The sequence below is a fragment of the Thalassotalea profundi genome, from assembly GCF_014653195.1.
In the GTDB taxonomy this organism is placed as follows: Bacteria; Pseudomonadota; Gammaproteobacteria; order Enterobacterales; family Alteromonadaceae; genus Thalassotalea_B; species Thalassotalea_B profundi.
The window spans coordinates 137,035-150,746 of record NZ_BNAH01000013.1; the positions used below are offsets into that span (position 1 = coordinate 137,035).

Annotated in this window: 12 protein-coding genes; 7 read left to right on the forward strand and 5 right to left on the reverse strand. The window is 36.6% G+C overall.

Going from position 1 to position 13,712, the window contains the following annotated elements; all coding sequences use genetic code 11:
- The first annotated feature begins 103 nt into the window (after positions 1–103).
- Positions 104–1,516: a glutamate--tRNA ligase gene (gene gltX / locus IE155_RS15225; protein WP_189379104.1), complete on the forward strand. Its 1,413-nt coding sequence runs from the start codon at positions 104–106 to the stop codon at positions 1,514–1,516.
- An 81-nt stretch (positions 1,517–1,597) separates the two neighbouring features.
- Here gltX and cysZ read toward each other — a convergent pair whose 3' ends face one another.
- On the reverse strand, positions 1,598–2,323 hold the full coding sequence (cysZ, locus tag IE155_RS15230) for a sulfate transporter CysZ (RefSeq protein ID WP_229817360.1): 726 nt from the start codon (positions 2,321–2,323) through the stop codon (positions 1,598–1,600).
- A 153-nt stretch (positions 2,324–2,476) separates the two neighbouring features.
- Between cysZ and smc the strand changes: the two genes are divergently transcribed.
- The 4 genes from smc to IE155_RS15250 all read left to right on the forward strand — a co-directional run bounded on the left by smc (position 2,477) and on the right by IE155_RS15250 (position 9,676).
- The gene (gene smc / locus IE155_RS15235) at positions 2,477–6,001 is read left to right on the forward strand and encodes a chromosome segregation protein SMC (RefSeq protein ID WP_189379106.1); all 3,525 of its coding nucleotides are present in this window, start codon (positions 2,477–2,479) and stop codon (positions 5,999–6,001) included.
- A 28-nt stretch (positions 6,002–6,029) separates the two neighbouring features.
- Complete coding sequence (zipA, locus tag IE155_RS15240; RefSeq protein ID WP_189379107.1) at positions 6,030–7,187, forward strand: cell division protein ZipA; 1,158 nt, start codon at positions 6,030–6,032, stop codon at positions 7,185–7,187.
- 117 nt (positions 7,188–7,304) lie between these two features.
- Positions 7,305–9,353: an NAD-dependent DNA ligase LigA gene (gene ligA / locus IE155_RS15245; RefSeq protein WP_189379108.1), complete on the forward strand. Its 2,049-nt coding sequence runs from the start codon at positions 7,305–7,307 to the stop codon at positions 9,351–9,353.
- On the forward strand, positions 9,353–9,676 hold the full coding sequence (locus IE155_RS15250; RefSeq protein WP_189379109.1) for a DUF3392 domain-containing protein: 324 nt from the start codon (positions 9,353–9,355) through the stop codon (positions 9,674–9,676). The genes ligA and IE155_RS15250 overlap by 1 nt, the downstream gene beginning before the upstream one ends.
- On the opposite strand, the gene IE155_RS15255 is transcribed toward IE155_RS15250, so the two are convergent.
- Both IE155_RS15255 and IE155_RS15260 read right to left on the reverse strand, forming a co-directional pair.
- Positions 9,673–10,374, reverse strand: a complete 702-nt coding sequence (locus tag IE155_RS15255) for an NAD(P)H-binding protein (RefSeq protein WP_189379110.1) — start codon at positions 10,372–10,374, stop codon at positions 9,673–9,675. The two genes, IE155_RS15250 and IE155_RS15255, sit on opposite strands and share 4 nt — an antisense overlap.
- Before the next feature lie 29 nt (positions 10,375–10,403).
- Positions 10,404–10,766 (reverse strand): hypothetical protein, encoded by a 363-nt coding sequence (locus IE155_RS15260; RefSeq protein ID WP_189379111.1) that lies wholly within the window; start codon positions 10,764–10,766, stop codon positions 10,404–10,406.
- A 97-nt stretch (positions 10,767–10,863) separates the two neighbouring features.
- Here IE155_RS15260 and IE155_RS15265 point away from each other — a divergent pair, with 97 nt between their 5' ends.
- Both IE155_RS15265 and IE155_RS15270 read left to right on the forward strand, forming a co-directional pair.
- On the forward strand, positions 10,864–11,505 hold the full coding sequence (locus IE155_RS15265) for a 2'-5' RNA ligase family protein (RefSeq protein ID WP_189379112.1): 642 nt from the start codon (positions 10,864–10,866) through the stop codon (positions 11,503–11,505).
- A 57-nt stretch (positions 11,506–11,562) separates the two neighbouring features.
- The gene (locus IE155_RS15270; protein WP_229817362.1) at positions 11,563–12,351 is read left to right on the forward strand and encodes a M48 family metallopeptidase; all 789 of its coding nucleotides are present in this window, start codon (positions 11,563–11,565) and stop codon (positions 12,349–12,351) included.
- 147 nt (positions 12,352–12,498) lie between these two features.
- Here the strand turns inward: IE155_RS15270 and IE155_RS15275 are convergent, their stop codons facing one another.
- Positions 12,499–13,239: a haloacid dehalogenase type II gene (locus IE155_RS15275; protein ID WP_189379113.1), complete on the reverse strand. Its 741-nt coding sequence runs from the start codon at positions 13,237–13,239 to the stop codon at positions 12,499–12,501.
- 153 nt (positions 13,240–13,392) lie between these two features.
- On the reverse strand, positions 13,393–13,712 hold a 320-nt coding region (locus tag IE155_RS18010; protein ID WP_229817364.1), incomplete at its 5' end, for a hypothetical protein.

Genomic DNA, 13,712 nt, shown 5'->3' on the forward strand with positions numbered 1-13,712 from the left:
TCGATAGCCTGATAAAATAACGCGCAATTTTATCCTCGATTATTTGATCTGTTGTTTTAGACTAATGTTGACACCAGATTGCCTTATTTATTGTGAGAATTATATGAGTTTAACAACGCGATTTGCCCCTAGCCCAACAGGATATTTACATGTAGGTGGAGCACGTACTGCACTTTATAGCTGGTTATATGCGAAAAAGAACCAAGGCGAATTCATTTTAAGAATTGAAGATACTGATCTAGAGCGTTCAACGCAGGCATCAGTTGACGCAATAATGGATGGAATGAATTGGTTAAATCTAGAATGGACACAAGGACCATTTTTTCAAACACAACGATTCGACCGTTACAAAGAAGTTATTGCTCAGTTACTTGAATCAGGCAATGCCTATCGCTGTTATTGTACGCCAGAAGAAGTTGATGCTATGCGTGAAGAAGCAAAAGCAAAAGGCGAAATAGAAAAATACAATGGTTTATGGAGAGATCGAACTGATTATCCCGAAGACCAACCGTATGTTATTCGCTTTAAAAACCCGTTAGACGGTAACGTTGTTATTAACGATATGGTTAAAGGCGATATTACAATATCGAATGAGCAATTAGATGATTTAATTCTAGCGCGTACTGACGGCACTCCAACCTATAACTTAACCGTAGTGGTTGATGATTGGGATATGAAAGTCACTCATGTGGTTCGCGGTGATGATCATGTAAGTAATACCCCTAAACAAATTAATATCTTAAAAGCCTTGGGTGCTGATATTCCACAATATGCACATATTCCAATGATTTTGGGGGATGACGGTAAACGCTTGTCAAAACGTCACGGTGCTGTAAGTGTTATGCAATATCGTGATGATGGTTATTTACCAGAAGCCTTATTAAATTACTTAGTTCGCTTAGGCTGGTCACACGGCGACCAAGAAATATTTTCTCGCGAAGAAATGATTGAATTATTTGATTTAAAAGATTGTAACCGTGCACCATCAGGCTTTAATACGGATAAACTTATTTGGGTTAACCAGCATTACATGAAAACGTTAGCACCAAGTTATGTTGCAGAACATTTAGCATGGCACATGGCTGATCAAAATATCAATACTGATAATGGACCATCACTTGAAGCTATTGTAAAAGTTCAAGCTGATCGCGTAAAAACCTTAAAAGAGATGGCAGAAATATCACGTTATTTCTTTGAAGATTTCACTGAATTCGATGCCAACGCATTGAAAAAGCATTTACGCCCAGTAGCTCAACAGCCCCTTGAAGTGGTTAAAGCCAAATTAGCAGCGTTAACTGAATGGAAAGCAGAAGCTATTCATGCGGCTATAAACGCAACGGCTGAAGAGTTAGAACTTGGCATGGGTAAAGTGGGAATGCCACTTCGTGTAGCTGCAACAGGTGCTGGTAATTCGCCTTCTCTAGACATTACCCTTGAGTTATTACCTAAAGATAAAGTAATCGCGCGAATTGATTTAGCACTAGCGGCAATTGCAGAACGAATTGCTAATTCATAATGACCAGCATTTAAAGTGGTAAAATATCAAAGGGAGCTATTTAAGCTCCCTTTTTCTTTTCTAAATTTTAACTATTATAACTTAACGAAATTGAGGGCGGTAATGATCTACCCAAAGGGCTGTAGCACCACAGATAGCCACAGGCATTACCACTAAGTTGACTATCGGCACCATTGAAAATAATGCTGTAGTAATACCAAAGCTATAACTTAAGCCTTTACGTGCTTGTAACTCATCTTTCATCACATCAAAGTTAATTTTATGATTATCAAAAGGGTAATCCTTATATTGTACAGCCATCATCCAGGCTAGGAATAAAAACCACACGATTTGACCGATAACAGGCAAAATCCAATAGAGAAGAAAAAAACCTATAGCTCTTGGAAGGTAATAACGAAATTTACACCACTCTCGGCTCAACGTTCGAGGAATATCTTTGATCACGTCAAAAGCGTCACCTGATGGTGGCTTTTCATTGGTGAGGAGCGCTTCCATTTTTTCTGACAATAAACCATTGAAGGGGGCTGCTATCCAATTCATTATTGAACTGAAAATAAAAGAAAACATCACTAAAATAAACAATACGGCAATTGGCCACAACACAATACTTAGCCACGACATCCATTCAGGTAACCAAGCTTCAATAACATCCATATACGTTTGCAATTGAATAAACATGTAATAAAAGGCAATTGAGAATAAAACTAAATTAATAATTAGAGGGATAAAAACAAATCGTCTGATCCCTTTCATTCTAATTAATTCAAAGCCTTTGATAAAATATCCAGCACCACTATTTGCAAGCATTATTGATAGTTTCTCCGTTAGAGTTTTAGATTTCGTAGTATAAATCATTCAGTGCTATTGAACAGCGCCTAGTTGTTACAAAGTCATACAAATTCTGCTAGAGTGATGTTTCTTTTAAATAAACCTATTTAAACGCGAGAGTTATCCAATTTTATGCGACTAAAGCATATTAAATTAGCGGGTTTTAAATCATTTGTTGATCAAACCAAAGTATCATTTGAACATGATATGACAGCTATTGTTGGCCCCAATGGTTGTGGCAAATCAAATATTATTGATGCGGTACGCTGGGTTTTAGGGGAAAGCTCAGCTAAAAACCTTCGTGGCGATGCTATGACTGATGTTATTTTTAATGGAGCCACAACTCGTAAAGCTGTAGGTCAAGCAAGTGTAGAGCTGGTTTTTGATAATGTCGCAGGCCGATTAGAAAATAGCATGGCTGATCGCAACGAAATTTCAATTAGGCGTGTTGTTAATAGAGATAGCCAGAATATATATTATCTTAATGGTAGCAAATGCCGTCGCCGTGATATAACCGATATATTTTTGGGCACAGGTTTAGGACCTAGAAGTTATGCCATTATTGAACAAGGCACAATCTCTCGCTTAATTGAATCAAAACCCCAAGAACTTCGCATTTTCATAGAAGAAGCCGCAGGCATTTCAAAATATAAAGAACGTCGCAGAGACACAGAAACACGTATTCGTCACACGCGTGAAAACTTAGAACGATTAACAGATATTCGATTTGAATTAGGTCAGCAAATTGAGCATTTGCATCAACAAGCGGAAGCGGCAACTCGTTTTAAAAGTTTAAAAGCTCAAGAGCGCAAATACAAAGCAGAACTTGCTTTTTTAAAGTGGCAAAAGTTTAATCATCAAAGCCAAGAAATACAGAATAAATACACTAAAATTGCAGCACAAGTTGCTCAGCATGAACAGCAACAAGCAGATCAAAGCTTTGGCTTAGTCGCTATCAAGCAGCAATTGAAGTTAGCGAACGAACAATTACAAGATCAACAGCAACAAAAATTGCAATTAGCTCAAAAAATTGCGGCGGCAGAACAACGTATTAAGCATTTTCAGCAGCAACAACAAAAAATAAAAACAGATCAAGGTTTAACTCAGCAACAATTAGCTAATGCACAGGCAGCACTATTAGCAGCTCAAACCAATTTAAAGCAATATCGTGAACAACTTAATCAATATCAGCCAAAACATCTATTAGCGATAGAAAAAATAAAAGAACAACAGGAAAAATTAGAGAAGGTCAGCCAACAACAGCAAGATATTCAAAGCGAATGGCAAACATTATTACGCGCACAAAATGCTGATAGAGCACAACAACTCGAAGAAAATAAGCAATTACAACAACATAAATCTCGAATTGAATATTTAAAAGAACAAATAGATACACTCGAAAATAGATTAACTCAAGTTGACCAAGAACTTAACCAAGTTAAAAATAGAGAAATTATTGATTTATCGCTGACAAAAGCAGATGAAGAATTACTACAAACCAAAATAGTAGAACAAAAACTTTCGTTATCAGAGCAAGAAGAGCAACGAACTCAACGCAGTATTGAGCAGGGACAACTACAAGGCGTAATTCGAACAATTGAACAAAATATTGATGATCTTGAAAATCAACTGAATCAAAAGCAAGCATGGCAAGAAACACAGCAAAACTGGCTGCTTGAGCAAAATGTAACATTAGAATTATTAAGCGATACCTTTACTGTGAGTAAGGGCTGGGAAATGGCTGTTGAATTAGTGCTAGCCGAAGCATTAAAAGCGAATATTTATACACATGATAATCATGATTGGCCTGAAGGTAATCAAGAGATAACATTTCCTGACATTATTCGCTTAATGAAACCACTCACCAAACAAGTAAATACCGAATACACAAATACTTTAGCAGACAAAGTTACTCATAAAAAACAAAATAATACCGCATTAACGGAAATACTCAGCAAGGTGCATACCGCTAAAAATTATGCTGAGGCACTAAACCTTTTAACCACATTAACTACACAAGAAAGTGTTATTTGTGCTGATGGCACATGGCTAGGTCATCACTTTTTATATAAAGGATCACTTTCGTCTGAGCAAGGCTTTCTAGCGCAGCAAGATAAGTTAACGCAACTGAAAAGTGCATTAGCACAACATCTAATGACATTGGAACAATTACGTATTAATCAGCAACAACAAATAGACACTATTACGCAGATTAAAAACATAATCGTTCAAGATGAAATGCAACTGGCCCTAATACAAAAACAAGTAAACGAGGGGCAACAACAACACGCATTGAATTTGCAGCATGAACAACAATTGTTGAAACAGCAGAATGAATTAATTCAGGAAAAGCAATCATTTGACCTGTTATTAAGCAAGGAACAGCAATTGTTCGCGCAGTTTATGGAATCTAAAGGTAGTCATACAGCGTCAAGTTCTGTTAATAAGGAAGTAAGTAGCGATACCATTGAACAGCTTGAAAATGAAAATGAGCAATTACAGCAACAAGTAAAACAGTTACAGCAAATACTTCAGGGATTACAGCAAGAAAAACATGACGTTGAAATACTCTTAGAACAAACAAAGCAACAATATCAACATGGTCAGACGAATGTTGAGCGCTATCATGAAACAATCACTCAGTTAAATGAACAACAACAGTTAAATAATCAACTCCTCGAAGATAATACGGCCCCTTTTATAGAAGACGAACACCAGTTACAACTTTGGCTGTCGCAACTTTCAACGATTGAAGAAAAAATCAGTGAGTTACATCAACAACAAGTATTACTTGAACAACAGTTAGAGCAGAGTGAACAAAAACAGCAAGATCAACTCAAGCAGATCTCTCAATTAAAGTCACAGTTAAGCCAATTAAATTTAGATCACGAAAGTGCTAGGCTAAAAGCAGAAAACGCGAAAGAGCAGATGGTAGAGTTAGGGCAACAATTTGAAACAATAAAACAAAATATTCCAGCCAATGCCAAAGAAAACCAGTGGCAAGCACAACTTATCCGCTTAGGGAAAGACATCGGGGCGCTTGGACCGATTAATTTAGCAGCAATTGATGAATATAATAGTCAATTAACGCGAAAAAATTACTTAGATCAGCAAGATGAGGATTTAAATCTTGCAATTTCAACGTTAGAATCAGCAATAGCAAAAATTGATCGTGAAAGTCGTCAAAAGTTTAAAGCAACATTTGAACAAGTTAATTTAGATTTGCAACAGTTGTTTCCTAAAGTGTTTGGTGGTGGGCAAGCTTATTTAACCCTCACCGGAGAAGACTTATTAGAAACAGGCGTTACAATAATGGCTAGGCCACCAGGTAAAAAAAATAGCACAATTCATTTATTATCAGGTGGAGAAAAAGCATTAACCGCTTTATCATTGGTGTTTGCAATTTTTCGGTTAAACCCAGCACCATTTTGCATGCTAGATGAAGTTGATGCGCCGTTAGATGATGCGAACGTCGGTCGTTTTTGTAATTTAGTGCGGGAAATGTCCCAAACAGTACAATTTGTTTATATAAGTCATAATAAAATTGCGATGGAAATGGCGAGTCATTTAACGGGTGTTACTATGTTTGAAGCTGGTGTTTCACGTATAGTGTCAGTTGATATTGACGAAGCTATTGCAATGGCAGAAGTATCATAGCAAAAGTATCAAAATAATAGGTTAGGTAATGGAAGATAATTTCAGAAACGTATTAATTATTCTCAGCGCTATTATAATAGCAGCCATCTTTGCACATGGCTTTTGGACAATAAGAAAAAATAAAAATCCATATAAACTTAAAGCAAAAGCAGAAAAAGTTGAGCCAATGGATCGTGGTTTTGATGGTTCAGGTTTTGATCAAGACGGCGTGAGTCGAGCGCGAGTTGTGAGCGCTTCATCATTAAATCAAAATGAAATTCCACAAGAAGCAGCACCTGCGCCTAATTATGATGAAGACCCTCTACCACAAGATCTCGAAAAACGTTCACATGATAAGCCTACTCTTGAACCAACATTAGGGGATTTGTCAGACATTACAGATACGCCGCCTAATAACACGGTGCCTCCAGCTCAAATGCACAGTGAAGTCGATAGTGTTGAAGAAATATCGTTGTCAACGGACTCAATGAAAAATGATGAAATATCAACACAAACTTTGCTCGATGAACATATTCAAGAACAGACACCTAAACCGGTATACCAAGCACCTGTTTCTCAGCCCAAACAAACACCAGCTATCAATAAAGGGGCCCAAAAACGTTCAGTACGTAAAACAGCCCAAGCTCCTGTGAAGCGCAATCAAATGGAAATTAACTTTGGTGATGAACTCGATTTTGATGATGAACCAATGCCAAGTATTTCAGCTGGTGATGATGCGAATACGCAAATGGAGAAAAAAGCGAATATAGAAGTAGCGCCAGAAGTTATTGTTGTTTCAGTTGTAATGAATGAAGATAATTGTATTAGTGGTGCAGCACTACTCCCTGCTTTATTAACCTTAGGGTTACGTTATGGTGATATGGATATTTTTCATAGGCATGAGGATAATGCAGGTAATGGTAAAGTAACGTTTAGCCTAGCTAATATGATGAATCCGGGCACATTTAATCTGGATGAAATAGAAAGTTTTAGCACACAAGGTATAAGTTTATTTATGACCTTGCCAAATGCGGGTGATCCGTTTGAAGTCTTTGAGCAAATGATGTCAGCAGCAAAACAGTTATCAATGGAGTTTAATGGCCAATTACTTGATGATAAACGCAGTGTGATGACTAAGCAAACAGAGCAACACTACACAAGTAAAATACGAGAATTTGAACGCAAAAACCGTATTGCACATGCATAATAATCTCGTAAAAAACTAACACATGATAAAAGCGTTAATTAGTATGATTAACGCTTTTTCTTAATCACCTAATTATCAATGTTTATACTCATTGGTATATAACTTAATAAAATACTTATGTCTGAATCTTTAAGCCAAGATCGAATCGTAGAACTACAACAACTTCTTAATCAATATAATCATCAATATTATGTATTAGATCAACCAACAGTGCCTGATGTAGAATATGATCGTTTAATGCGAGAACTTATTGATCTTGAAAGTAAATTCCCTTTATTAAAAACCGCTGATTCTCCTTCGCAACGTGTTGGTGGCGAAGCATTAAAAGAGTTCTCTCAAGTAACACATCAATTACCTATGCTATCCCTCGATAATGTGTTTTCAGCGCAAGAATGGCAAGGGTTTGTTACACGTATTTCAGATAGGCTAAAATCAGCCAGTACTATTCAGTTTTGTGCTGAACCTAAACTCGATGGTTTAGCGGTCAGTATACGCTATGAAAACGGTGTTTTTGTACAAGCAGCGACACGTGGTGATGGACGAGTTGGTGAAAATATTACCGAAAACGTGCGAACGATTAAATCTATCCCATTAAAACTACAAGGCACCGATTATCCTGATGTTATTGAAGTACGTGGCGAAGTGTTTATGCCAAAAGCGAGCTTTGACAAATTAAACGCAGCAGCGATAGCTAAAAATGAAAAAGTATTTGCTAATCCACGTAATGCAGCTGCAGGGAGTTTACGACAACTAGACTCTAAAATAACCGCGAAACGTAATTTAGCATTTTATGCCTATGGTTTAGGGTATGTTGAGCATCAACAAAATGTTGAAAAAGGCGAACAATGGCTAGCTAATTCACATTATCAACGATTATGCCAATTAAAATCGCTCGGCTTACCTATGTGCCCAGAGGTTAGGTTACTGGAAAATGCTGATTTAGTTGAGGCTTTTTATCAAGATATTTTAGCAAAGCGCGATCAACTAACCTATGAAATAGACGGTACGGTTTTTAAGGTAGATGATATTGCCCTACAACAAGAATTAGGCTTTGTAGCTAAAGCACCTCGTTGGGCAACCGCTTATAAATTTCCTGCACAAGAAGAATTAACGCTATTGAAAGATGTTGAATTTCAAGTAGGGCGAACTGGTGCAATAACACCTGTTGCGCGATTGCAACCCGTATCGGTTGGTGGTGTGACTGTGAGTAATGCGACATTACATAATCAAGATGAAATTATGCGGTTAGGTGTCAAAATTGGGGACACTGTTATTATTCGACGCGCAGGTGACGTTATCCCACAAATAGTGAGTGTAGTATTAGACAGACGTCCAGATGATGCAAAAGAGATTGTTTTCCCCACAGAATGTCCCGTTTGTCAGTCAGCTGTTGTTAAGCTTGAAGGTGAAGCTGTGCTTCGTTGTACCGGCGGTTTATTTTGTGGCGCACAACGTAAAGAGGCTATTAAGCATTTTTCTTCTCGTAAAGCTTTAGATATTGATGGATTAGGGGATAAGCTTGTTGAGCAAATGGTAGATGAAAACTTAATTAAAACTCCCGCTGATTTATTTAGTTTAACAGAGTTAAGCATTAGCACCATGGAACGAATGGGGCAAAAGTCAGCAAGTAATTTAATTAAGTCGATAGAGAAATCTAGGCATACGACATTAGCGAAATTTATTTATGCATTAGGCATTCGCGAAGTAGGTGAGGCGACAGCAAATAACCTTGCTCAACACTTTTTAACGCTATCAAAAATTAAAGAAGCCGATGAAGAAAGTTTACAAAAAGTCGCCGATGTTGGGGTGATTGTGGCGAAAAATATCTACAACTTCTTTAAACAGCCGCATAATATAGAGGTTGTCGAACAATTAGAAAATTTATTGACTTGGCCTGATATTGAGAAAAAATCAGTTGATGAACTCCCGTTAATTGATCAAACCTTTGTGTTAACAGGAACGTTAAGCCAAATGGGCCGTAATGATGCAAAAGCGAAATTACAAGCGCTTGGCGCTAAAGTTTCAGGGAGCGTATCTGCGAATACCCATTATTTAGTTGCAGGTGAAAAAGCAGGTTCAAAATTAACTAAAGCGCAAGACTTAGGTGTTAGTGTGATGACTGAAGATGACTTAGTTGCGCTACTTGCAAGTTATGGAGTTAAATAATGACTGATTGGTTAATTGAATTAGGGCAGGGCTTTCGTGCCTACCAATATCAAACAGCGCTGGCCATCATTGCAACGTTATTAGTTATTTTTGGTAATGATATTAATAATATGGTTAGGCAGCTGGTGCGCAAACAACATTTTATAATTCGTAGTTTACTTTTTGTTTTAGTTTGCGCTTTCGGTTATGGCTTAGTCACTGTCTATTTAACAGGGTTGTTGAATCAACAGCTTAATAAAATCCCTAGTTTATATATAGTACCTAGTGTATTTTTGATATTTTTAGCGTTAGGCATGTATGCGCAAAAACAACGTCATATTTAATGCTTTATCGATAGTTGATGGAGCGTTTGATTGTTAACAACAGTCACACTTTCTTGGTTTTTTATTTTTGCAAGTTCAAGCATAGCACTTGCTAATTGTGAAGCTGTTATGGGTTGATATTTCTTCATAGCACCATGCCAAATAAAATTAAACCATAGGCTTAACTTTGCGCTTAGCTCTTCTGCTTTGCGCTTTTCTTCGCGTGCCCCCAGTAATAAACTTGGCTGACAAAAAACAACTTGGGTCTGTGTATCAGCACACGCAGCAATAACATTGTTTTGCATTTCTCCTTTGCATTTGTTGTAGAAAAACAATGATCGGCTGTTAGCTCCTATTGCACTGATTATAATTAATTTCGTACAATTTTCCGAAGCGGCTAATTCTGCACATTTTGACACAAGCTCAATATCTACCGCTTTAAAATTAGCTTTGGTTTTTGCGATACGTAAGGTTGTCCCTAAACAACAAAAAATAACATCACATTGAAATAAATAATTAAATATTTCTATGTTGTTAAAATCAATTATATGCTGATGAACCTTACTGGAGCTTATTGACGATTTTCGGCGAAGAAGTAGGTGTATTTCATCAATTTCAATATCATTTATTAGCTTTTTAACTAATAATTGCCCCGTTAAACCACTTGCACCAATCACTAATACTTTCTTTGTTGGGCTTGTTGAGGGAGTTATTGCCATATTAAATACTCCAAATTAAACACGTTATATTAGATAACCCATATTGCATACATAAATAGTAGAAAGGGTAAAGGCAATAGTAATGAAAATAAAAGAGCTTCGCACCACTCAATTGCTCGGTAAAAACGATACAAGCCATCGTTTAGATTCATATTTGACGGTAAACGCTGAAAGAAAAATATAAAGGCAGCAAATACTAGGGCTTGTAAAGCCAAGAATAGCAAAAACAAGGTAATTATCACTAAAAATAAAGGTGTATTTGAATTAAGTTGCTGTTGCAATAAAAAGGATAATACAAGTGAACAGACACCCCAAATTAACACTCGCCAACGAAAATCGTAAAAGGTAATGGCAAGGTTATTAAATAGCTCAGGTGACACGATAAATTTCATAGGCACAGTATACTTCTTTAGTTCATAATAACACACTAATATGGTATAACTTCGAACATATTTTCCTTTAGAAACATCTAGTAAAGATAGCTATCAAATGAAATTATTATTACTTCAAATATTGCTCTTATTATTAAGTATATTACCTTTTGAAAATATAGCTGCCAACGCAGTTTCATTTATTGACAAAGATCCTACATTGTCATCTTCCCAAAAAGTAGAAATTTTGCCTCATCAAGCACACGCACTTAAACAAATTAAACCGAGTAATAACTTAATGAAAACCATAGAGATCACCTTAGTTGAACTTACTGATAATCAAGGGCTTGTCTATTTAGGTGGTCTTGTAAATGAAGCAACAATTTCGGTCTATTTAGCGCACTTAAAAGCGCACTTAAAAGCGCAATTAAATGAGCAGTATCCTGATTTTCGTCAAAATCAGATGAATAGAGATCACGGGCAATTTCATATGACGTTGGTTAATCCATTTGAATATCAAAAAATAGATAAAAATCAAATAATACAAGGTCGAAAATTCATGGTTACATTACATGGGTTAGGGAAAGTTGAAAAAGATAACAGTGCGACTTACTTTGTTGTAGCAAGCTCTGAAGATGGACGCCGCTTTCGTGACTCGTTATTGTTATCACCTAAAGATTTTCATGTTACGTTAGGTTTTAACCCAAATGATATTTACAGTGAAAGAAAAAATTTAGCCACACTAATAGACGTGGAATAAATCTAGTTAATCATCGCAGTAGAAGTGCACTTTTTTAGTGTTTATGGAGGATGTATTGTGAAAATTAAATTATTTTGTATTTTAGTCGTATTAACACTTACCGCATGCACTAAGTCGTCGACAGGGCGCAATCAAATTATGCTTTTTTCTGAAAGTGAACTTAATCAAATGGGAGCACAATCATTTGATGAAATGAAGCAAAAGCAGAAAATATCTGACAATAAAGCATTAAATAATTACGTGTATTGTGTGGCGAACACTATCACTGCAAATGTGCCTAAAGATGTTCATAATGGTGCTTGGGAAGTGGTCGTGTTTGATTCAGAGCAAGTTAATGCATTTGCACTCCCTGGTGGAAAAATTGGTGTGTATACCGGTATTTTGAATGTGGCAGATGATCAACATCAGTTAGCGGCTATTATTGGGCATGAGGTCGCCCATGTTATTGAACATCACTCTAATGAAAGAATGTCCGCCAACTTTGCGGGGCAAATGATTGATGCTGGCGCACAAGTATTACTTGCTGCAAGTAATGTTGAAAATAAAGGTTTATGGATGGCTGGCCTTGGCTTAGGAGTACAATATGGCTTAATAATGCCTTATAGCCGTTCGCATGAGAGTGAAGCTGATATTATTGGTCAGGATTTAATGGCAAAATCAGGTTTTAAACCTGAAGCGGCGATAACCTTGTGGCAAAATATGGCAAAAGTCAGTAAAAGTGCACCGCCAGAATTCATGTCTACTCACCCGTCAAACAACACAAGAATTTCAGATTTAACTCAGCACTTACCTAAAGCACAACAATATTATTCATCGAGTAATTCACTTAATTGCGCTAAACCGTAAAATTTAATTTATCACTTAACGAAATTCATAATTGCATTATTATATGGCAATTTCCAGTGAGCTTAATCATGATATTAAGCTCACTTAAATTTATTCTATCTAGGTATTCAAGCAAGAATATTCAAGAGGTAGCATTACGATAAGCTATTACGGAAGCTCTTTAACTAATGCCATTAAGTCTTCCATACTATAATCTGGTGCTAATGCTAACGGATATAAAACCTTACCTGGACGCTTAATAAAGGCGGCTTGCCATCCTGCTTGCTTAGCTCCTGCAATATCCCAACCATGGGCAGCCACTAACATCGCTTCTTCAGGCTTAACACCCATTTTTTTAGCAGCCCATTCATAGGTACGCGTATCAGGTTTATAAAGGCTAATATCTTCAACACTTAAACGTTTATCAAAAAAGCGTAATAGATTGGCATTTTTAAATTGAGTATACACCCCTTTATTAGACGAGTTAGTTAAACTAACCAGAGTATAACCTTTTGCTTTTAGTGCTGTTAACCCTTCAACAACATCGGGATGAGGCGGTAAACTTTGTAATGGCGTAACAATAGCTTTTTTAGCAGCTTCTTTTGTTAATTCAATACCTTGTATTTCTGCCACCATCATTAATGAAGCAACCCCAATTTCACCAAAGGTATGGAAACGTCCTGTGGTAGAATCAACTAACGAATGGTGTAACATAGTAGAAAACCATAAAGGTAATAAGTCATCACGACCACCTAATGCTTTACTTACCGATGTACGCATAGCAGATAAATCTAATAAGGTTTCATTAACATCAAAAAAGATCACCTTAGGCTTTTCAGACGGTTTTTCCGCATAAACAAAAGATGTAACAAACAACAAAATAACACATAAAATAGCACGTATTTTCATAAAGCAGCCTTTTAGCAAATAGTTAGAGGGGGGGGATATAACATTAGAGGCAGTATAACGTTATCGACTAGTCAAATATATGACAAAGCAATGTACTTTTTGAAAGAAAACGTTTCAATGAGTTTATTTAATAAAGAAGATTGTGAGCTTGAATTATAAGCTTAGAGAATTCACCTTCGCTGTATTCTTCCCACAACGACTGAGCATAAACGGGTGAATATCAAATGCTAAAACAACAAACTTTGACATCACATTGTCTTTTAAGCTTATTTTGAATGCTTTGATTTTGAAACTAACTAGGTTTTCTAAGTTGGGGTTACTTAGGCATTTTAGCCTCCTCAGTGTTATGAGGAGGTGTCCACTAAAACGGGGGAACTTCATTTGTCCTTTTAAACGACTTGTATGGATAATAACACCCACATCCATGTTCTTTTTTAAAACCAGTTTAGGTAAAGTGAGGCCCAAGCTTTGGC